At 74.3% G+C, this 21,183-nt stretch carries 17 protein-coding genes; 6 read left to right on the forward strand and 11 right to left on the reverse strand.

Translation table 11 applies throughout. From position 1 onward, the window contains the following. Positions 1 to 283: 283 nt before the first annotated feature. The 4 genes from WD250_04725 to WD250_04740 all read right to left on the reverse strand — a co-directional run bounded on the left by WD250_04725 (position 284) and on the right by WD250_04740 (position 3,635). Positions 284 to 1,912 (reverse strand): acetolactate synthase, encoded by a 1,629-nt coding sequence (locus WD250_04725; GenBank protein MEX2619504.1) that lies wholly within the window; start codon positions 1,910 to 1,912, stop codon positions 284 to 286. An 80-nt stretch (positions 1,913 to 1,992) separates the two neighbouring features. After that, complete coding sequence (locus WD250_04730; protein MEX2619505.1) at positions 1,993 to 2,952, reverse strand: patatin-like phospholipase family protein; 960 nt, start codon at positions 2,950 to 2,952, stop codon at positions 1,993 to 1,995. A 34-nt stretch (positions 2,953 to 2,986) separates the two neighbouring features. After that, positions 2,987 to 3,412 carry an HIT family protein gene (locus WD250_04735; GenBank protein MEX2619506.1) on the reverse strand — a complete coding sequence of 142 codons (426 nt, stop codon included), beginning with the start codon at positions 3,410 to 3,412 and terminating at the stop codon, positions 2,987 to 2,989. Positions 3,413 to 3,473: 61 nt separating this feature from the next. Next, positions 3,474 to 3,635 (reverse strand): hypothetical protein, encoded by a 162-nt coding sequence (locus WD250_04740; GenBank protein ID MEX2619507.1) that lies wholly within the window; start codon positions 3,633 to 3,635, stop codon positions 3,474 to 3,476. A gap of 106 nt (positions 3,636 to 3,741) precedes the next feature. Between WD250_04740 and WD250_04745 the strand changes: the two genes are divergently transcribed. Continuing rightward, on the forward strand, positions 3,742 to 4,224 hold the full coding sequence (locus WD250_04745) for a hypothetical protein (protein MEX2619508.1): 483 nt from the start codon (positions 3,742 to 3,744) through the stop codon (positions 4,222 to 4,224). Between the two features lie 31 nt (positions 4,225 to 4,255). Here the strand turns inward: WD250_04745 and WD250_04750 are convergent, their stop codons facing one another. Further along, positions 4,256 to 6,298 (reverse strand): prolyl oligopeptidase family serine peptidase, encoded by a 2,043-nt coding sequence (locus tag WD250_04750; GenBank protein MEX2619509.1) that lies wholly within the window; start codon positions 6,296 to 6,298, stop codon positions 4,256 to 4,258. Positions 6,299 to 6,462: 164 nt separating this feature from the next. Here WD250_04750 and WD250_04755 point away from each other — a divergent pair, with 164 nt between their 5' ends. Then, positions 6,463 to 6,942: a hypothetical protein gene (locus WD250_04755; protein MEX2619510.1), complete on the forward strand. Its 480-nt coding sequence runs from the start codon at positions 6,463 to 6,465 to the stop codon at positions 6,940 to 6,942. A 51-nt stretch (positions 6,943 to 6,993) separates the two neighbouring features. Here WD250_04755 and WD250_04760 read toward each other — a convergent pair whose 3' ends face one another. The 4 genes from WD250_04760 to lepA form a co-directional block, all read right to left on the reverse strand. Then, positions 6,994 to 8,130, reverse strand: a complete 1,137-nt coding sequence (locus tag WD250_04760) for a J domain-containing protein (protein ID MEX2619511.1) — start codon at positions 8,128 to 8,130, stop codon at positions 6,994 to 6,996. 26 nt (positions 8,131 to 8,156) lie between these two features. After that, a complete protein-coding gene (gene hrcA, locus WD250_04765; GenBank protein MEX2619512.1) occupies positions 8,157 to 9,218 on the reverse strand; it encodes a heat-inducible transcriptional repressor HrcA in 1,062 nt (353 codons plus the stop codon). A 509-nt stretch (positions 9,219 to 9,727) separates the two neighbouring features. Beyond that, a complete protein-coding gene (hemW, locus tag WD250_04770) occupies positions 9,728 to 10,894 on the reverse strand; it encodes a radical SAM family heme chaperone HemW (GenBank protein MEX2619513.1) in 1,167 nt (388 codons plus the stop codon). Beyond that, positions 10,887 to 12,716 carry a translation elongation factor 4 gene (gene lepA, locus WD250_04775; protein MEX2619514.1) on the reverse strand — a complete coding sequence of 610 codons (1,830 nt, stop codon included), beginning with the start codon at positions 12,714 to 12,716 and terminating at the stop codon, positions 10,887 to 10,889. Before lepA ends, hemW begins: the two co-directional genes overlap by 8 nt. A 175-nt stretch (positions 12,717 to 12,891) precedes the next feature. Here lepA and rpsT point away from each other — a divergent pair, with 175 nt between their 5' ends. The 4 genes from rpsT (at position 12,892) to WD250_04795 (ending at position 16,322) form a co-directional block, all read left to right on the forward strand. Then, the gene (gene rpsT / locus WD250_04780; protein MEX2619515.1) at positions 12,892 to 13,152 is read left to right on the forward strand and encodes a 30S ribosomal protein S20; all 261 of its coding nucleotides are present in this window, start codon (positions 12,892 to 12,894) and stop codon (positions 13,150 to 13,152) included. Positions 13,153 to 13,158: 6 nt separating this feature from the next. Beyond that, entirely contained in the window at positions 13,159 to 13,965 is an 807-nt protein-coding gene (locus WD250_04785; GenBank protein MEX2619516.1) for an HAD-IIA family hydrolase, read from the forward strand. 193 nt (positions 13,966 to 14,158) lie between these two features. After that, a complete protein-coding gene (locus tag WD250_04790; GenBank protein ID MEX2619517.1) occupies positions 14,159 to 15,607 on the forward strand; it encodes an Ada metal-binding domain-containing protein in 1,449 nt (482 codons plus the stop codon). A gap of 136 nt (positions 15,608 to 15,743) precedes the next feature. Beyond that, on the forward strand, positions 15,744 to 16,322 hold the full coding sequence (locus WD250_04795; GenBank protein MEX2619518.1) for a methylated-DNA--[protein]-cysteine S-methyltransferase: 579 nt from the start codon (positions 15,744 to 15,746) through the stop codon (positions 16,320 to 16,322). Here the strand turns inward: WD250_04795 and holA are convergent. Together holA and WD250_04805 are read right to left on the reverse strand one after the other, a co-directional pair. After that, complete coding sequence (gene holA, locus WD250_04800; protein ID MEX2619519.1) at positions 16,252 to 17,196, reverse strand: DNA polymerase III subunit delta; 945 nt, start codon at positions 17,194 to 17,196, stop codon at positions 16,252 to 16,254. The genes WD250_04795 and holA overlap by 71 nt on opposite strands. A 2,728-nt stretch (positions 17,197 to 19,924) precedes the next feature. Further along, a complete protein-coding gene (locus WD250_04805) occupies positions 19,925 to 20,623 on the reverse strand; it encodes a ComEA family DNA-binding protein (protein ID MEX2619520.1) in 699 nt (232 codons plus the stop codon). Positions 20,624 to 21,183: the final 560 nt, after the last annotated feature.

Raw genomic sequence — 21,183 nt, forward strand, 5'->3', positions numbered from 1 at the left:
CAGTAGTGGAACTACCGAGCTGTCATTTAGACCGACTTATTTTGCGGAGGGCCCTAAGTGAACTCGTTGACCATCCGTGCTGGCACGAGCTCGGGGACGCCTCCGAGACCTCCATCACCGGCCATGGCCACTCCGTCAACTCAGTTGTCTAGCACAGTAACGCTTTCATCCTGGACGCCAGGGTCGCGCGGTCCAGGGGCGGCGCAACACCGCGTGGTGGTCGTGCTCAACGGGGGTCAGCAGCAGTTCCTCTCACCACCCCATCGGTCGCGCTCGACTGGCGTCAGGCGAGCGCGGTCCGGCGGGGGTAGGCGACCGCCGGGTCGGTCAGCACGTTCACGAGGTAGGGGACCCCCGAGTCGAAGGCCCGGCGCAGGGCCGGTCCGAGCTCGGCGGGTTCGTCGATGGTCTCCCCGTCCCCTCCGAGGGCCTGGACGACCTGGTCGTAGCGCAGGCCCGACTGCAGGTCGGCGGCGGCGTCCCACCCGCCGTACAGCTGTTGCATGGGGTGCTTCTCCAGACCCCAGATGCCGTTGTTGCCGCAGATCATCACCAGCGGCAGGTCGTGGCGCACGAGCGTGTCGACGTCCATCAGGCCGAAGCCCGCGGCCCCGTCGCCGAGCAGCGCCACCACCTGCGCGTCGGGGCGCGCCAGCCGGGCCGCGATCGCGTAGCCGAGGCCGGTGCCGAGGCAGCCGTAGGGGCCGGGATCGAGCCAGCAGCCGGGCGTGTAGCTGTCCACGTACTTGCCGGCGAAGGACACGAAGTCGCCCCCGTCACCGATCACGACCGCGTCGCGCTCGAGGATCTGGCGCAGCTCGCCGTACACCCTGGCCGGGTGGATCGGCGTCGTGTCCGTGGCCAGGACGTCCCCCTCGTCGAGGCGCGCCGACGCCTCGGCGTCACGCAGCCTCGCCGCCCAGGTGGCACGGCGGTCGGCGCCCTCGTCGCCCTCAGCGGCGTCGGCCAGGGCCAGCAGCACCGTGCGCAGGTCTCCGGCCACCACCCCGGCGAGGTCGACGTGCCTGGCGATCGCTGTGGGGTGGTCGACGATGTGCACGACGGCGGCCGCGCCGAAGTCGCCGTACCCCAGGCGGAAGTCCAGGGGCGCGCCGACCACGACGACCAGGTCGGCCTCGCCCAGTGCCGTGCGCCGCGCCCGCGAGATCGCCAGGTCGTGGTCGGCCGGCAGGCAGCCCCGCCCCATGCCGTTGGCGACGACCGGCAGGTCGACCGACTCGGCCAGGTCACGCAAGGCCTCCTCCGCGCCGCCCAGCCACACGTCGGAGCCCGCGACGACCACCGGGCGGTGCGCCGCGCGCAGGCTGGTGGCCACCGCACCGACCGCCTGGAAATTGACCTGGACCGCCGGTGGGGGCATCCACGGGGGCACGCTGCGCTCCCCGGCCGGAGCGAAGACCACGTCCATGGGCACGTCGACGAACGCCGGCCCGCGGTGAGGCGCCGCGGCGATCCGCAGCGCGTGCAGCACGTCGCGCGGCACCATCTCCGCGGCGGTCGATGTGGCGGCGTGCTTGGTCACCGGCTTCATGAAGGCGACGTGGTCGATCTCCTGCAACCCCCCGCGTCCCCAGGTCCCCTGTGGCGCCCGCCCGCCGAGGACGAGCACGGGCGACCCGCTGAAACGGGCGCTGGCGATCGCGCTCATCCCGTTGGTGACCCCCGGGCCGGCGGTCAGCGCCGCGACCTGCGGCCGGCGGGTGAGCTTGGCCAGACCCTCGGCGGCGAAGACGGCGGTCTGCTCGTGGCGGGTGTCGACGATGCGCACGCCCTCGTGGCGACAGCCGTCGTAGAACGGGAACAGGTGTCCGCCCGACAGGGTGAACAGGTGCTCGACCCCCGCGCCCCGCAACGCCCGGATGGCCAGGTGTCCGCTGCTCAGCTCGCCCATGTTCGCCCCTGTCCGGAAAGGTGCACGGCTCGGCAGCGTAGCGGAGAGCGACACACGCCCCGGCCGGTCAGCTTCACGGCTCAGGGCAGCTGACCGGCTCGCCGCCAGTCGGCGAGGGCACGCCGACCGGCCTCTCGTCCCATCGCGATGTTGCGCGCGGCCTGGCGCGGGTCGAAGCGCAGGCCCTCGCCGAGGTCCAGGCCCTCGGGCTCCACGACCAGGAACGTCACCTCGCGGGCCGTCGTGGCGGACGGGGCGGCGTGCGCCAGCTCGTTCAGGACCTCGGCCCTGGCCAGGTCGTTGTGCAGGGAGTGCGCGAGCACGTTGTCGATCAGCAGGGACAGGGCCTCGCCGAGGTTGGCCGGCGTGGGAGCGGGCCGTTGCCGGGTAGCCGTGGTGACGACGATGACGGTGTCGGGTTCGTAGGCGAGCACGGGCGCGAGCGGGGTGTTCGCGACGATGCCGCCGTCCCAGAAATCCACGCCGTCGACCCGCCCGGGTCGGAACACCAGCGGGATGGCCGCGCTGGCGACCAGGTGGTCGACGTCCAGGTCGACGACGCGGAATCGCGAGCTGTTGCGGTGGGGTGGCGGGCGGGCGCTGGTGAAGCGCACGAGCTCACCGGTGGCCTGCACCACGGCCGACACCATCGCGACGAGGTCCGTGCGGACGGGCACGCGCGCACCGCCGAGGGCGTCGACCAGCGTGTCACGCAACGGCGCGTTGTCGAGGAACCAGGTCCACCCCACGGTGGCGAGCAGGCGCCCCGCGAGGTTGCCCCCCGCCAGCAGCTCTTGCAGGCGAGGCATGCGCCACACGTCGCGGCGCAGTCGGAAGACGTCGGCGTCGCCGATCGACGTCCAGAGCTCGGCGAGGCGCGCGGCGTCGAAGCCGGCCGCGATGGCCGCGGTGTTCAGCGCCCCGGCGGAGGTGCCCGACACGACGTCGGGACGCAACCCCGCGTCCTCGATCGCCGCCACCACGCCCGCCTCGAACGACCCCTTCGCGCCGCCGCCCGACAGCACCAGCCCCAGGCGCACGAGGAGCCCGCCTACCCGGCGACGCCCGGGGGCGTCACGAGTCGGACACGCCGCTGACCCCGAGACTGCGCAGGGACTCGCGGATGGTGTCCGCAGCCAGGTCGAGCTCGTCGGCGTCGGGGTCAGGATCGGCCTGCGCGAAGTCGAGGTCGTGGACGTCGTTGATGGGCACGAGGTGGATGTGCACGTGCGGCACTTCGAGACCGGCCAGCATCATCCCGACCTTGGCGGGCCGGTAGCCGCGCTGCAGCGCGGACCCGATCGCCTTGGACACCCGGGTGAGGTGCTCCCAGGTCCCGAGGTCGAGGTCGATCCAGTGCTCGATCTCCTGGCGGGGCACGACCAGCACATGGCCCGGGTTCAGCGGGTTGATGGACAGGAAGGCGGCACACAGCTCGTCGCGCCACACGAACCGCCCGGGCAGCTCGCCGTCCATGATCTTCGTGAACACACTCGCCATCAGATGCGCCCCTGTCGCCTCGCGGACCGCGGGCGACCGAGTCTAGGAGACGCGGGCGCCGCTATGCGTGGTCGTGGTCCTCGGTGGGGTTCTCGACGTCGGCGTGCTCCCCGCAGGCGCAGCGGCCGGGGGTCTTGGTCGCCTGCCCGAGCGTTTGCAGCATCGGGGCGCCTGCCGTGTCGATGAACTCCGCGGGCTGCTCGTCTGTGCGGTTGTCGCTCATCCTCGTAGGGTACCCGTGCTCGCAGCCGCCGGCACCCGTCGGTACCCTCGGCCACGGGGGATGCAGGGCCCGCCCCAGCCGGGGCGACCGCGAGGGAAGGCTGAGGGTGGTCCAGCGACACAACAGGCGCGGATGGGCGGAGATTGTCCCGCTGGCAGCGGCAGCGGTGCTGCTCCTCGCCGCGTGCTCGCCCGGCGAGGGGTCCGGTGGGACCGACGGCGGGGACGACCCCGGCGTCCTGACCGCCGAGGACTGCCAGCGCTACGTCGGGGCGTTCCAGCAGGCCGGCGCCGTGAACGATCCGAGCCACGCGGAGGCGGTCGGGCAGGTGGCCGGCATCCTGGACGACGGCGCGGACCGGGTGCCGGACGAGATCAGCGACGACTTCCGGGTCATGGCCGGTGCCTACCAGGGGTTCGCCGACGCGCTCCAGGACATGAACACCGACTTCGCCGACCTGGGCTCCCTGTCCGAGCTGGACCCCGAGGACCTGACCGCGTTGGACGCGGCCAACCGGGCGCTGAACACCCCACAGGTGCAGGACGCCGCCGCCAACATCGATGCCTTCCTGACCGAGCACTGCACCTGATCAGCGGTGCCGCTGACCGCCGCGGCCGCGGTCAGCTGTCGACGCCGAGCGCGCGCACCAGGAAGGCGAGGACGTCGGCGCGCTCGTCGATCAGCTTGGCGGTTGGCTTGCCCGCGCCGTGCCCCGCGTCGGTCTCGATGCGGATCAGCGTCGGCGGCCCACCCGGGTCCTGGGCAGCCTGCAATGCCGCCGCGAACTTGAACGAGTGGGCGGGCACGACCCGGTCGTCGTGGTCCCCGGTCGTGATCAGGGTGGCGGGATAGCGCGTGCCCGGAACGAGGTTGTGCAGCGGCGAGTAGGCCCGGACCCAGGCGAACTGCTCGGGGTCGTCGGGGTCGCCGTAGTCGCTGGTCCACGCCCAGCCGATCGTGAAGCGGTGGAACCGCAGCAGGTCGAGCACGCCCACCTCGGGCACGCAGGCGCCGAACAGGTCGGGGCGCTGGACCACGCAGGCCGCCGCAAGCAGCCCGCCGTTGGATCCGCCCTGGATCGCCAGGCGCTCGGGGCGTGTCCAGCCCGCATCGACCAGCCACTGCGCGCACGCGATCGCGTCGTCGAAGACGGTCTGCTTATTCGCCAGCCGGCCGGCGTCGTGCCAGCCGCGTCCGTACTCCCCCCCGCCCCGGAGGTTGGCGACGGCCAGGATCCCGCCCCGCTCCAGCCACACGAGTCCCGCCACCCCGAACCCGGGGGTGAGGGAGATGTTGAAACCCCCGTAGCCGTACAGCCTGGTCGGCGCCTGCCCGTCGGCCTCGACGTCACCACGCCGAACGAGGAACATCGGGACCCGCACGCCGTCCGGGCGCTCCACGAAGACCTGCTCGGCCACGTAGGCGTCGGCGTCCACGTCAAGGCTCGGCGGTTGCACGAGGGTCACGCGCTCCGTCGCCACGTCGACGCGGTAGACGGTCTGGGGCTGGGTGTAGGTGACGACCCCGACGTGGAACGCGTCGTCGGCGGCGCGCCCGGTCAGGCTCGATACCGTCGCGATATCGGGCAGGGCGACGTCCGGACCGGGTGTGCCGTCCAGGTCGTGCAGCCGCAGCCGACTCCGTGCGTGGTGCAGCCGAACAACCACGAGACGACCGCCGACGATGCGCGCGCTCTGCAAGGTGTCCTGCCCTTCCCCGACGACCTCGCGCATGCGCGTCGGGTCCGCCGCGTCGAGCGCCACGACCCGCATGCGGGGGGCATCGCGGTCGGTCAGCACGTAGAGCTCGTCGCCGTCGGTGCCGACCACGAAGTAGGCGGCATCGTGGTCGTCCAGCAGCGGCCGCAGTGCCGTGTCCACCCCGAGCTCCTGAACCCACACCCGTGTGCGGGGGTCGGTGCCCTCCGAGATGTGCACGACGAGCCAGCGCCCGTCCTGGGTCACCGCGGGCGACAGGATCCAGTCGGGCTCGTCGGGGCGGGCGTACACCAGCACGTCGTCGTCCTGGGCGTCGCCGAGCCGGTGGTAGCGCAGCTGGTGGACCCGGTTGGCCTCGGCGTGGTCGCCGCCCTCGCCCGGCGCGTCGAAGCGCGCGTAGTAGAAGCCGGTGTTGGCGGGCGACCACGCCGCCCCGGCGAACTTGCTCCACGCCAGCTCGTCGGACCTGTCCGCGCCGGTCGCGACGGCCCGCACCCGCCAGGTCATCCAGTCCGAGCCGGCGGCGCTGGTCGCATAGGCGAGCAACGTGCCGTCCTCGCTGAGCGATGTCGCCGAGAGGGCGACCGTCCCCTCGGCGGACAGCTCGTTGGGGTCGAGCAACACGCGGCCCGGCTCGCCGGGTGCCGCCATGGTCCACAGCACGTCCTGGTTCTGCAGGCCGGTGTTGCGCATCTGGAACCAGGAGCCGCCACGCCGCCACGGGGCGCTGGCGCGCGGGTGGTCCCAGAGCTCGGCGAGCCGCGCGCGGATGGCCGGGCGGGCCGTGACCTCCCCGAGCCAGCGCTGCGTCACCTGGTTCTGCTCGTGGATCCAGTCGCGCACAGCCGGGGCGTCGGGGTCCTCCAACCACCGGAACGGGTCGGCGACCGGGGTGCCGTGATAGTCGTCCACCTGGTCGACGGTCGGCGTGTGCGGGTAGTCCATGCGCGGGGCGGCTCCTCGTCGGGGATGGCATGCAACCACACCAGCACGATCGTTCCGGACCGGCTACGCTGCACGGCGCTGCACCCAGAAAATCCGGCCCCGGCGGGGCACCCGAGACCGGGAGGTCGACTGTGATCCACCAGCGCAGGTCCCCACGAGCCGCAGTGCTCGCCGTGATCGCCGCGGCGATGATGACGCTGGCCGCCTGCGGCGGCGGGGAAGACCCCGACACCGCGATCACCGACCCGACCCCCACCGAGACGGACACCGACACCGGCGGGGGTATCGCCGCGCTCACCGACGCCGACTGCCAGCAGTACGCCCAAGCGTTCCAGGACGTGCCCAACGTCGCCGACCCCAGCAGCCTGGAGTCCATCGGTGAGCTGGCGGACGTCCTCGACGACGCGGCGGACCGCGTGCCGAACGAGATCAGCGACGACTTCCGGGTCCTCGCGGACGCCTACCGTGAGTTCACCAACGCGCTCGGCGACTCCGACATCGACTTCAGCGATCCGGAGTCCGCGGCCGCGATGGGCCCGGAGGACATCGCAGCCCTGCAGGCGGCCGGGGAGGCGTTCAGCTCCGAGGAGCTGCAGACCGCCACGCAGAACATCCAGGCGTTCCTCACGGAGAACTGCACCTAGGACTGCTGGCTACCCGGGGCGGCCACCTGCGCGTGTGCCGCGCCGGGACGCTCACTGGCGAAAGGCGCCCTTCAGGCGGCTGAACAGCCGCCGGTGCTCGGCGGGCACGTCCTCGCCGCGCGCCTCGGCGAGCTGGCGCAGCAGGGACTGCTGCTCCTCGTCGAGGTCGGTGGGTGTCGACACGCGGCAGTGCACGTGGAGGGTGCCACGGGCGCCACCCCCGCCGAGCTTGGGCATCCCCTGGCGGCGCAACGTGATGATGTCACCGGTGTGGGTGCCGGCCGGCACGGTGACCACCTGCTCGCCGTGAAGCGTCGGCAGCTTCAGCTCCGCCCCGAGCGCCGCCTGGGTCATCGGCACACGCAGCTCGCAGTGCAGGTCGTTGCCCTCGCGGGTGAACACATCGTGCTCGCCGACCTCCACGCTCACGTACAGGTCCCCGACCGCGCCCCCGCGCCGGCCGGCCTCACCGCGTCCGCTCACCCGCAGGCGCGTGCCGGTGTCCACCCCGGGCGGCACATCGACGGTGACGGTGTCGGCGACCTCCAGGCGACCCTCCCCCCCGCATGCCGGGCACGGGTCGGTGACCTGCGAGCCCTCGCCCCGGCACGTCGGGCACGGGGTGGTGGTGAGCATCTGGCCGAACACGCTGCGGGCCACCTGCTGGACGGCGCCCTGCCCATTGCACGTGGCACACGTGACCGGACCGGCGTCGCCGGTCGCGCCGGTTGCCTCGCAGGCATCGCAGGGCCGCGCCACGGTGACCTCGAGATCCCGACGGACACCGGCTGCGGCCTCCTCCAGGGTCAGCGTGACGCCGACGATCGCGTCGCGACCGCTCTGGGGGCCACCCCGGGCGGAACGGCTGCGGCCGCTGCTGAAGCCACCCATGCCGCCGCTCATGCCGCCACCGAAGAAGGCATCGATCAGGTCGCCGAGGTCGCCGAACCCGGCGAACGGGTCCCCGCCGGCGGACCCGCCCGGGCCTCGCGGGTCGCCGTACTGGTCGTAGTTGGCGCGCGCCTCCGGGTTCTTCAGGACCTCGTAGGCGGTCGTCAGCTCCTTGAAGTCGTCCGCGTCACCGCCCGCGTCGGGGTGCGACTCGCGGGCGCGCTTGCGGTAGGCACGCTTGATCTCGTCCTCGGTGGCGTCACGGCTGACGCCGAGGAGCTCATACAGGTCGTGCACGGCGTGGATGCTCTTCCGGTCGGGGCCTAGTTCAACAGCGCATCGGTGGAATCGTCGTCGCGCCCACCGGTCTGCTCGGCAAGCGCCTTCTCCAACGACGAGGCTACCGCCTGCACCGCAGCCAGCGTACGGGGGTAGTCCATGCGGGTCGGTCCAAGGACCCCGAGGCTACCTTCCGCGCCGCCCGCCGTGTCGTAGCTCGCCGCCACGATCGAGCAGGCGGCCAGCTCGACCAGCGGCAGCTCAGCACCGATGCGTACGGCCGGGTCACCCGCGTCGAGCGCGTCGCGCAGCATCTGCAGGACGATGACCTGCTCCTCCAGCGTCTCGTAGACCTTGCCGACCTGCTCCAGGCCCCCGAAGGAGCCGGAGCCGGCGATGTTGGCTGTCCCACCGAGGAACAGCTGCTCGTGCTGGGGCGCCTCCAGCCCGGCGTGCACCGCCACACCCACCGCCTCGATCACGCTGCGCACCTCCACCGGGGCGCCCGCCGCGAGGCCGTTCAGCACGTCGGCGGCGTGCGACATCGGCAAGCCGGCCAGCGCCTCGTTGACCGCGTGCCGGGCGCGCGCCACGTCGTCCTCGACGACCGGGGTGTCCAGGTCGAGCATGCGCTTGACGACCCGTCCGGTGTCGGCGATGACCACCGCGAGCACGCTGGTCGCCCCGAGCCAGACCAGCTCGATGTGGCGCACGCGGCTGCGGTCCAGGCGCGGGGCGACCACCAGCGCGGCGAAGCGTGTCAGCCGCGACAGGATCCCCGACGCCCGGTGCAGCAGCTCGTCGAGATCCGACGAGCCGCGCAGCAGGCCCTCCAACGCCGCGCGCTGCTCGGCGGTCAGGGTGGCGGTGCCGGTCAGCGTGTCCACGAAGTAGCGGTAGCCCTTGTCGGTGGGGATGCGCCCCGCGGACGTGTGCGGCTGGGCGATGTAGCCGGCCTCCTCCAGCGCGGCCATGTCGGCGCGCACGGTCGCCGCCGACACGGACAGACCCGTCTCCCCGACCAGGCGCTTGGAGCCCAGCGGCTCGCCGTCGCGCACGTACCCGCGCACGATCGCCTTCAGGATCTCGCCCTTGCGCTCCTCCATGGCCTCCACGACAGTGCCCGTCCCTCCTTGGCAGTCCTGACTCGTGAATCGCCGGAGCCTGCGGAGGCGATTCTCTGCTGTGCCGGGTGTGGCGGTCGCGCAGCGACCGCCATGGAGATGCTGACCTGCAAGTGCCAGCATCCATAGTGGCGGCTGCCCGCAGCGCGTTCAAGCACCACCGTCGATCCGCCCTCAGCCTACGCCCGCCCGGCGGTGCTTCGGGCGCAGCGCCGCGTGGTAGCGCACCATCGAGCGGCGGTCCACGAAGGGGTCGGGCGGGAGCGCGACCCGCGCCGGGGCATGCCGTTCCTCTACCCGATCTTCGGCAGATCAAGTCCTGGACCTGAGCCGGCGTGGCGCGGTCAGCGTCGGTCAGGACTCCGGCTTCGTCGGTGGGGGTGCCGGTCGGGCTGGCCGCCGTGGCTCCGCCGTAGACCAGCAGGACGACGAGCCCGGAGGCGACGGCCTCGAACGCCTGGCGGCCTCCGATGGTCGCCAACTGGCGAGGTCTAGCGGGCCAGCACCAGGCGGCGGATGACCTCGTCGGCGACGGGACGTCCGGCCGGGGTGAGCGCCAGGCGGGCACCGTCGTCGGCCAGCAGGCCGGCACCGGCCAGCCGTGCGGCCTGGTGCTCGTCGAGGGGCTCCACCGCCGCGCGAGCCACGCCCTCGGTGAGGCGCAGGCCCATCATGAGCCGCTCCACCCGGCGGGTCGCCTCGTCGAGCACCTCCTGCCCGCCCGTCGCGGGCCGCCCGGCGAGGACCGTGTCGGTGTAGCGCACTGTGGGCCGGATCGACCACCATCGACGGCCACGCCAGTGGCCGTGCGCGCCGGCGCCGATCCCCAGCCAGTCCCCGCCGCGCCAGTAGACGCGGTTGTGCCGGCTCTGGGCCCCGGGTCGCGCCCAGTTGGAAATCTCGTAGCGGTGCAGGCCATCCCCGGCCAGCCGGACGTCGGCGGCGGCCATGCGGGCCGCCTGGCGGTCGTCGTCGGGCGCACGGGCGGCGCCGCGCGCCACGTCGATGGCGTAGGGGGTGTTGGCCTCGACGGTGAGCCCGTAGGCCGACACGTGGTCGGGTCCGGCGGCGACCGCGGCGTCAAGCGTTGCGGCCCAGTCCTCGTCGGTCTCGCACGGCGAGCCGTAGATGAGGTCGACGCTGACCTGGCGCACCCCGGCCCGGCGGGCGGCTTGCACCGCGGCCAGCGTCCGCTCGGAGTCGTGGCTGCGACCGAGGAACGCCAGCACGTGCGGAGCGAACGACTGCGCCCCGATGGACAGGCGGGTCAGGCCGGCCTCGACCAGGGTGGCGCAGTACTCGGCCTCGACGTCCTCGGGGTTGGCCTCGACGGTGACCTCGGCGTCGGCGGCCACGGGCAGCACCGCGCGCGCGTGGCGCAGGATCCCGGCGAGGTCGCCCGCGTCCAGCTGCGTGGGTGTGCCCCCGCCCACGAAGATGCTGCCGAACACGGGCCACTGCGCCGCAGCGTCCCCCGTGGCCGTCGGGGCCACCCCGGCCGGCCCCGACGCCGCGACGCGCGCGAGGTCGGTCCGCACCGCCGTGACGTAACGACGCACGAGGGTGCGGCCCGCGCCCGCGGTGACCGCGAAGTCGCAGTAGGGGCAGCGGTGCGCGCAGAAGGGGACGTGCAGGTACAGCCCGGGGGCGTCAGCCACGCTCCGCGGTGAGCGCGGCGACGAAGGCCTCCTGGGGGATCTCCACCGTCCCCACGGACTTCATCTTGCGCTTGCCCTCCTTCTGCTTCTCCAGCAGCTTGCGCTTGCGGGTGACGTCCCCGCCGTAGCACTTGGAGATCACGTCCTTGCGGCGGGCCTTGACGGTCTCGCGGGCGATGATCTTCGAGCCGATCGCCGCCTGGATCGGCACGTCGAACATCTGGCGGGGGATGAGCTCGCGCAGGCGGCTCACCATGCCGCGCCCGTACTCGTAGGCCTTCTCGCGGTGGACGATCGAGCTGAACGCGTCGACCGGTTCGTTGTTGAGCAGCACGTCGACCTTGACGAGGTCCGCCGCGACCATGCCGGCCGGCTCGTAGTCCAGCGAGGCGTAGCCACGGGTGGAGGACTTCAGGCGGTCGAAGAAGTCGAAGATGATCTCCGCCAGGGGCAGGCGGTAGCGCAGCTCGACGCGCTCCTCGGTGAGGTAGTCCATCTTCACCAGGTCCCCCCGGCGCGCCTCGCACAGCTGCATGACCGCACCGACATGCTCGGAGGGGCAGAGGATCATCCCGTCCACGACCGGTTCCAGGATGCGCTCGACGCGGTTGGGGGCGGGCAGGTCCGCGGGATTGGAGACGAGCAGGACCCCCTCCTCGTTGGGGCGCTTCTGCGTCTCGTCGAGGTGGATCTCGTACTTCACGTTCGGCGCGGTGGTGACCAGGGGGATGTCGAACTCACGGTCGAGGCGCTCGGAGATGATCTCCATGTGCAAGAGGCCGAGGAACCCGCAGCGGAACCCGAACCCGAGCGCCACCGACGTCTCGGGCTCGAACGTGAAGCTGGCGTCGTTCAGGCGCAGGCGGTCGAGGGCGTCGCGCAGGTCGGGGAAGTCGTCGGAGTCCACGGGGTACAGGCCGCTGAAGACCATGGGGGTGGGCTCGCGGTAGCCGGGCAGCGGCTCGGGGGCGGGGCGGTCGTGCTGGGTGACGGTGTCGCCGACACGTGCGGAGTCGACCTCCTTGATCGCCGCGGTGAAGTACCCGACCTCGCCGGGGCCGAGCGCGTCGACGGGCTTGGGCTCGGGCGAGATGACCGCCAGCTCGTCGATCTCGTGGTGGTAGCCGGTGGCCATCATCCGCATGTGCATGCCGGGGCGCAGCCAGCCGTCGACGACCCGCACGTAGGTGATGACCCCGCGGTAGGCGTCGTAGACGGAGTCGAAGACCAGGCCCCGGGTGGGGGCGTCGGCGTCGCCGCCGGGCGCGGGCACCTGCTCCACGATGCGCTCCAGGACCGCCGGGACCCCCACACCGGTCTTGGCCGAGACCGCCAGGATGTCCTCGTGGTCCCCGCCGAGCAGCGAGGCGATCTCGATGGCGACCTGCTCGGGGCGCGCAGCCGGCAGGTCGATCTTGTTGAGCACCGGGATGACCTCGAGGCCCGCCTCGATGGCGACGTAGAGGTTGGCGATCGTCTGGGCCTCCATACCCTGCGCGGCGTCGACGAGCAGCACGGCCCCCTCGCACGCGTTCATCGCGCGGCTGACCTCGTAGGAGAAGTCGACGTGGCCCGGCGTGTCGATCAGGTTCAGCAGGTACTCGCTGCCGTCGTCGGCGGTGTAGGGCATGCGCACCGCCTGGGCCTTGATCGTGATGCCGCGCTCGCGTTCGAGGTCCATGCGGTCCAGGTACTGGGCCCGCATCGCCCGGCCCTCGACGAGTCCGGTCGCCTGCAGCATCCGGTCGGCCAGCGTCGACTTGCCGTGGTCGACGTGGGCGATGATGGCGAAGTTGCGGATGCGCTTCGTGGGGTAGGTCATGTGCCCGCCAGGCTAGCCGCCTTCCGCCGGGCCCTGCGCCCTCGTGGCTCCACACGACCGCGTGGCCATTTCGACACGGCGGCACGCCACCCGGTAGACTGGCCGCTTCCCGGGCCTCCGCGCCCCGTTTCTTCCTGTTCCCGCACATCGTGTTCCCTCACATCGAGAGCTGCCTGTGGCCAACATCGCCAGTCAGATCAAGCGCAACCGCCAGAACGAGAGCCACCGCCGGCGCAACAAGGCGGTGCGCAGCTCGCTGAAGACGCACCTGAAGCAGTTCGGCGCCGCCGCCGCCGAGGGTGACCGCGCCAACGCCGAGCAGCGCTTCGCCGCCGCGGCCCGCCAGCTCGACAAGGCGGCGAGCAAGGGCGTGGTGCACCGCAACTACGCCGCCAACCACAAGTCGCGGATGGCCAAGCGCCTCCAGTCGCTGTAGGTCGGCTTGGCTGCTGAGAGCGCCCCGGCGGGAGCCGCGGCGCCGCCCGAGCTGCAGATCGAGCGCTACGCCGGCGTGGTCTTCGACCTCGACGGAGTCATCTACCTGGCCGAGACCCTCGTGCCGGGGGCCGTCGAGACCGTGGCCGCGGTGCGCGCCGGCGGGCGCGCCGTCGCGTTCGTGACCAACAACGCCTCGCGCACCCCCGAGGAGGTCGCCGAGAAGCTGTCCGGCATGGGCGTGCCCGCCACCGTGGACGAGGTCGTCACGTCCTCGCAGGCCGCCGCCCGCCTCGTCGAGCCGGGGACCCGCTGCCTGGTCGTCGGCGCCGACGGGCTCCGGACCGTCCTGGCGCGCCGCGACTGCACGTTCACCCACGACCCCGACGAGGCCGAGACGGTCGTCGTGGGCTTCACCCCCGACCTGGTCTGGGACGACCTGCGCCGCGCGACGCTGGCCCTGCGCCGCGGCGCGCGCTACATCGCCACCAACGCCGACGTGGCCTTCCCGTCACCGGACGGGCTCGTGCCCGGCAACGGCGCGATCGTCGCCGCGCTCAACGCCGCGTCCGGGCGCACCCCGGAGATCGCCGGCAAGCCCTACCCCGCGCTGTTCGAGGCCGTCATCGAGCGCCTGCCTGACGGCTTGCTGCTGATGGTGGGCGACCGACCCGACACCGACATCGCCGGGGCGCACGCCCTCGGCTGGGACACCGTCCTGGTGCTGTCCGGCGTCACGAGCCGCGACGAGACCGCCGGGCTTGACCCGGCGCCCACCTACATCCTCGACAGCGTCGCCGACCTGCTGGCATGACCGCCTGACCGCTCGACCGCCCACGGACCCATCCCGGAGGCGGTCGTTGTGCGCGGGTGTGCGGCCCGGCCAGACCACCACCACCACGGTGGTCGCGTGGCCCGGCGACTCCCCCGGACGTGCGGTTGGGACCGCAACCGCCGCGTCCGATTCCCGCCAGCGCACCCCCGGCTGGTTCTGGTACCACTAGGCCATGCACGACGACTTCGATGCCTGCTACCGGGCGGTGGCCAGCCGCGACGCCCGCTTCGACGGGCGCTTCTTCACCGGGGTGACCTCGACCGGCATCTACTGTCGGCCGGTGTGCCCGGCGCGCACGCCGGCACGGCGCAACGTGCGGTTCTTCGCCTGCGCCGCCGCCGCCCAGGAGGCGGGGTTCCGCGCGTGCCGGCGCTGCCGACCGGAGACCGCACCGGACGCACCGGGCTGGGACGTCCGCGCCGATCTCGTCGGGCGGGGGCTGGCCGCGATCCGCGACGGCGTGGTGGACGCCGAGGGGATCCCCGGCCTGGCCCGCCGCCTGGCGGTCAGCCGGCGCCACCTGCACCGCGTGTTCGTCGCCGAGCTCGGCGCCGGCCCGCTGGCGGTCGCCCGCACGCAGCGGGCGCAGCGGGCGCGGCTGCTGCTCGACGAGGACCTGCCCCTGACCGACGTGGCCTTCTGCGCCGGGTACGCGAGCATCCGCCAGTTCAACGCCTCGATGCGCGCGGCCTTCGGGGCGACGCCCACGGAGCTGCGGCGCTCCTCGACACGGGGCGCCCGCCCGGCGGCCCTGCGCCTGCGGCTGCCCGTCGTCGCCCCGCTCGACGCCGGGGCGCTGCTCGGCTTCCTCGCCACGCGCGCCGTGGCGGGGGTCGAGGACGTCGTCGACGGGGTCTACCGGCGCACCGTGGGCGACAGCGTCGTCGAGCTGGCCGTCGGTGGCGGCGCGGCGCGGTTGGTCGTGCGGCTGGGGCCGGCGGCCGACCTCGCGGGCATCGTGCGCGGGGTGCGGGCCCTCGCCGACCTCGACACGGACCCGGCCGCGGTCGGCGCGGTGCTCGGGGGCGACCCACTACTCGCGCCCATGGTCGCCGCCCGTCCCGGCCTGCGGGTGCCGGGCAGCGTCGACGGGTTCGAGTGCGCCGTGCGCGCCGTGCTCGGCCAGCAGGTGTCGGTGGCCGGGGCGATCACCCTCGCCACCCGGCTGGTGCGCCGTCACGGCCAGGCGCTGGCGGCCCCCGACGGCACCTTGACGCACCGCTTCCCCACCCCGGAGGCACTCACCGATGCCGACCTCTCCGGCCTGGGCATCACCGGCACGCGCATCCAGGCGCTGCGGGCGCTGGCCTCGGCGGTCGCCACCGGTGACCTGGTGCTGGACGGGCGCGGGGACCACGCCGCGGTGACCGCCCGCCTGCAGGCGCTGCCCGGCTTCGGGCCGTGGACCGCCGGGTACGTCGCGATGCGCGCGCTGCGCGACCCCGACGCCCTGCCGGTGGGCGACCTCGGGCTGCGCCGCGCACTGGAGGCGCGTGAGGGCGCCAGCACGCCAGCCGATCTGGCGACCCGGGCCGAGGCGTGGCGCCCCTGGCGGGCCTACGCGGCGATGCACCTGTGGACCGCGGACGCGGCCCCCCGTTCCACGGCGGTGAGCGCATGATGACCACGCCGCCCGTGACCCAGTCGTATCCGGCTCAGCATCCAGGGCGGTCGCTGCGGGCCCGCCCCCCCCACACCCGGCACAGCGGAGAATCGCCTCCGCAGGCGCTCCGGCGATTCACGTCTCAGGAGGAGCGATGACCACGCTGCAGACGACGATCCTGTCCACCCCGGCCGGCGCGTTCACCGCGCTGCACGACGGCGACGGCGTCCTCGCCGCTGGCTTCACCACCGACCCCGCGGCGCTGCGCCGACTCCTGCCGGCGGTGCGGCGCGACGACCCGGTGGCCGTCGAGACGCACCCCGGGGCGGTGGCGACCGCCCTGGCGGCCTACTTCGCCGGCGACCTGGCCGCCATCGACGACGTGGCGGTGGCGGCGACCGGGACCGCCTATCAGCAGCGCGCGTGGGCGGCGCTGCGGGCGCTGCCCCCCGGCGCGCCGGTGTCCTACGCGCAGCTCGCGGCGCGCACCGGCTCGCCGACGGCGGCACGTGCGGCTGGCAGCGCCTGCGGGCGCAACCCGACGGCGGTGGTCGTGCCCTGCCACCGGGTGGTGCGCGGCGACGGCGCGCTTGGCGGGTTCGCCTGGGGCCTGGAGGCCAAGCGCTGGCTGCTCGACCACGAGCGGCGCCACCTGGCGTCGGCTACGCCGGCGTCGCCACCGACACGACCGCGCGCTCCAGTACGAAGGCAGCCGGCAGGTCCCCGCTCTTGATCTCCACGTCGGCGGCCGCGAGCGTGCGGTAGGCGCGGGTCAGCTCGCCCGGTCCGAAGTTGCGCCGTGCCCGGTCGAGGTGGCGACGCTGGCCCTGGCTCAGCCGCAGGCCGGTGTCGGCGTTGTCGAGGTTTCCGGCGACGGCCACGATCGAGCGCAGCCGGTAGGCCAGCGCGCCAAGCACCATCACCGGGTCGTCGCCCGACTCGAGCACGCCGCGCAGCAGCGTCAGGGCCTCGCCCGGCCGGCGGTCGCACATCGCGTCGGCGACCGCGAACGAGCCCCGGTTGCCGTGGCCGACCACGACGGCGGCGACGTGCTCGCCGGTCACCGTCCCCGCGGCGGCGGTCACGGCGACCTGGGCGATCTTCTCGGCGATGACGGCGACGTCGGTCCCGGCGCGCTCGAGGATCGCGGCGACGGCGGTGCGATCGGCGGTGCGGCCCCGGTGGCGGAACTCCTCGGCGATGAGGCGCTCCCACTCCGCGATCTTCCAGTCCGGGGGCGGCGCGACGTCGACCCGGCCGCCGAGCGCCTTGACGCGCTTGGCGAGCTTTTGGATGCGCCCGGTCCCCGAGGCGAGCAGGATGACCGTCGCCTCGGGTGGCGTGCCCTCCACCTCGTCCACCAGCGCCCCCGAGAGGGCCGCGGTCAGGTCCTGCGCGTCGCGGATGAGCACGGCGCGGGGGGTGCCGAACAGCGACCCGGTGCGCAGGTCGGGCAGTCCCTGATCCCCGAGGTCGCCGGCGCGCACGTCGACGATGTCGAGGTCGCCCCCCTCGGCGCGCAGCTCGCCGAGGACGCGGTCGGCGGCCCGGCGCACGAGCAGCTCCTCGGGACCGGTCAGCAGGTAGATCGGGGGGCGGGAGGCCATCGTCGGGCAGTCTAGGCCGCCCCGGCCGGCGCGGCGGGGTGGCCCGCCGGCGTGGGGTGGCCCGCCGGCGCGGGGTGGCCCGCCGGCACGCGTTGGCGGGCGCGCGTGGCCGACGAGCGGCGCGTCGGCGGCGCTGGCGCGGGGTGGCCCGCCGGCGCGGCGGGGCGGGGGCCGGGGCGCGGCCCCGCATCCCCACGAACGCGGGAAAGCGGTGGCCTCGCGGCGTCGCGCGGGGCGCCAAACGGCCCCGGTGCCTTGCTTTCCGGCGTCGGCGCGGGAAAGCTGGCCCGTCGTGTGGTCGGCGTGGGTGGTCCGGGGGTGCCGGCGCCCACCTTCCCGCGCCCGACAGCCGTCGCCGCGGGCGCGGGCGGCGCCGCCTGCTCGGGGCCGTCCGGTCAGCCCCCACCTCGGGAGGCGGGGCGCGGCCATCGGGGAGTGTGGGCGCCGCGCTGACCACGACCGTGAGCGTCCCGTCGCGGTCGGTGCGCACCACCCGCATGCCGTCCAGCGCGTCCAGCACGGCCGGGTGCGGGTGGCCGTAGTCGTTCTCCCCCACCGAGATCACCGCCGTGTGCGCCCCGACGGCCTCGAAGAACCCCGCGGCGTTGGTGTCGCCGCCGTGGTGGGGCACCTGGACGACGTCGGCGCGCAGACGCCGGGGGTCGCGCAGGAGGCGGCGCTGTGCGAGCTCCTCCACGTCACCGGCGAGCAGCAGTCGCCCGCCCGGCGACGACACCCGCAAGACTATGGAGTTGTCGTTGTGGCCGGTGCCGACCGAGCCGTCGGCCGGCGGGCTCAGCACCTCGACGGTGGCTTCGCCGAGCGCGAAGCGCATCCCGGCCCGCACCGCCACGACCGGCACCCCGGCGCCCTCCGCGGCAGCGTGCGCGGCGGGCACGGCTGGGGTGAGGGGCTCGGCGTGGCCCCCGGGCGGGGTCGGCCCGACCAGGAACGCGCCCACGTCCAGGCGCGCCAGGACCGCGGCCAGGCCGGCCACATGGTCGTCGTGGGGGTGGCTGGCCACGACCGCGTCGAGGCGGCGCACCCCCCGCCGCCGCAGGTGGGACAGGGCAGCACCGGGCTCGGGGCCCCCGTCGTAGAGCAGGCGGGCGGTCGGGTCGCCGGGCACCTCGACGAGCAGCGCGTCGCCCTGCCCGACGGCGAACGCGGTCACGGCCAGCGCGTCCACCGCCGGCGGCGGGCGCACCGCGGGCCAGACGCCCGCCGCCACCGCCAGCGCCAGGGCGCCGGCGAGCACACCCCGTCGCCGCCGGACCGCGGCGAGCCCGGCGACGAACAGCAGTGCGGCGACCGGCGTGGCCAGGTGCTCGGGGCGCAGGACCGGGCCGGCGGAGAACGTCTCCGCCGACCACAACACGACGGTCAGGGCTGGCGTGGCCAGCACGGCGATCGCCGCACCGGCCGCCACCGACAGCTGCGCCGCGCCGGCGGCGGCCAGCCCCACGACCTGCGCGAGCCCCGCCGCGGGCACCGCGACCAGGTTCGCCGGCACCGACGCCACCGGCATCCCGTCAAGCCAGGCCAGCAGCACCGGCGCGGCGCCCGCCTGCGCGCCCAGGGTCACCGCCACCGCCAGGCGCACCGGCCGGGGACCCGGCAGCCGTTCGGCAAGCCACGGCGCCACCACCAGCACCCCCGCCGTGGCGAGCACGCTCAGGACGAAGCCGAGCTGCCCGGCGAGCATGGGGTCGGCCAGCAGCAGGAGCAGCACCGCCATCGCGAGCACGTGGCGGGGATCGCGGCCCCGGCCGAGCAGGCCAGCCGCAAGCACCAGGCCGGCCATCATCCCGGCCCGCAGCACCGACGGTTGCCACCGCACGAGCACCGCGTACCAGGCCACCGCCCCCACGCCGAGCAGCCGGCGCCCGCGCGCGCCGACGCCCAGCACCGACGCCAGGCCGAGCACCCCCGCGAGCATGAGTGCGACGTGGCGGCCGGAGACCACGACCAGGTGGGTGAGGCTGGCGGCCGCGAACTGCTCGGCGCGCTCGGGCGAGCGGCCGTGCGTGTCCCCCACCGTCAGCCCGGCGAGCAGACCGGCACGCTCCGCGTCGAGGTGGCGGCCGAATGCCTCGCGGGTGCGGTGGCGCACGGCGTTGGTCGCGGCGAGCAGCCGACCGGGCGGCCCGGCGCGTGTGCGGACGGTGGGCTCGAGCGCGGTGGCGGCGTGGAGCCGACGCAGGTGGGCGCCGAACCCCTCGCGGGGCAGCGGGCTGGCGGTGGCGGTCAGGGTGAGGCGCTCCCCCATGGCCGGCGCGTCGGCCAGGTCGTCGACGCGCATCAGCGCCCGCTCCCGGGTCCGTTGGCCGTCGAGGCGATGCACCCGCATCAGCAGCCACGCCCCGTCAGCGGAGGGCCGGGGCTCGGTCACCACCGTGGCGTGCAGCTCGGCCGCGCCCCCGGTGGCGGCCAGGACCGACAGCGGGCCGCGGTCGCGCAGCGCCTCCCGGCCGCCGGTGAGCCCTGCGCCAGCCACGGCCAGGGCGATGGCCGCCAGCGCCAGCCCGGCCCGCCGACGCCCGTCGCCGCTGCCCCGTCCGGGGTCGTCAGGGCCGGCCACGGCCCGGGCGGCCAGCAGCAGGCCGAGCCCGCACGGCGCCAGCCACCACCGGCCGGGCAGCAGACACCCGGCCCACAAGGCCCCGGCCAGCGCCCAGGCCGATGCCGCGCTCACAGGCGCCGGGTCGCGTCGTGGCCGGGCACCGGCTCACACCGCCACGAGCTCGGCGATGCTCTGGAACTTCTTCTCCCCGATGCCAGGCACGTCGCGCAGGTCGCCGACGGCACCGAAGCCGCCGACGGTGTCGCGGTGCTCCACGATGCGCTCCGCCAGCACCGGACCGATACCGGGGAGCTCCTCGAGGTCGTCGGGGGTGGCGCGGTTGAGGTCGAGCAGGCCGTCGGGGCGCACAGCAGAAGGCGGGGCGGGACCCCCCTGCTCGGTGTGGCCCGCGGCGGGCTGGCCCGGTGGCGGTCCCGGGCCGGGCACGAACAGCTGCTCGCCGTCGGTCAGGGGCCGGGCGAGGTTGAGCGCGTCCAGCCCCGCGTCGGGCAGTGGCCCACCGGCGGCCTCCAGCGCGTCGGCGACCCGCGCCCCGTCGGGCAGGCGGTGCAGGCCGGGCGCTGCCACCTCGCCCGCCACGTGCACCACCAGCTCCTCCAGCTCCTCGCCGACCAAGGCCGGCGCCTCGGGCGAGCCCGCCTCGCCCGCCGGCTCCTGCTGGTCCGCGGCCGGCGCGGCACCGGGGCGGGCCAGCACCCACAGCAGCCCCAGCGCGGCGACCCCGCCGCCCACCAGCAGGGCCAAGGCGGCGATCTCCGCCCCCGAGCAGCCCAGGCGGGCAAGCCCGCGCAGCACCCGGTCGAGGACGGTGCGGTCCTCAGACGGGGCGGTCGGAGCGGCCATAGCGCGACGCTACGACCCACGCGCCGTCCCCGGTCAGGATTCCCGCCTGCCTGTGGACAGCCCCCTGGCGCGGGCGTGGGCGGCAGTGGACACGCAACGTGCGCGCTGCTCGAATGTCAGCAGATCAGCAACGTCTAGATGTGGACGCATTCGCACGGGGGCACGGGGATGGTGCGTGGTCACGGGTGGCGAGTGGGTGAGTCGTGGGCTCGTCCAGGCGACCCGGCGTTCAACGAATCCGATGCCGTCGCGGACCGTCGGCGGGTGTGCAGCACCGCCCCGCCCTTGCCCGGTTGCTGCAGCCCGGCCCAAACCATGCATGAGCGGCTGGACACCTACAGCAGCGGTGACCGGTATGCGACCGCTGACATCTACCGCAGTGCCGTGTTCGTGCGCGAACTCGCCGCCTGGAACGCCGACATCGCCACGGTCCAGCAGCGGGGCGTCAGCGCCGAGTCCGTCGCGGAGATCCGCCGGACGAGCCCACGACGTCGGGCTGCAGCACCAGCAGACCATCATCCGCACCCTTACCGGAGATCGGCCCTCACGCAAGGAACTCG

It is taken from the genome of Egibacteraceae bacterium (assembly GCA_040905805.1).
Taxonomy (GTDB): Bacteria; Actinomycetota; Nitriliruptoria; order Euzebyales; family Egibacteraceae; genus DATLGH01.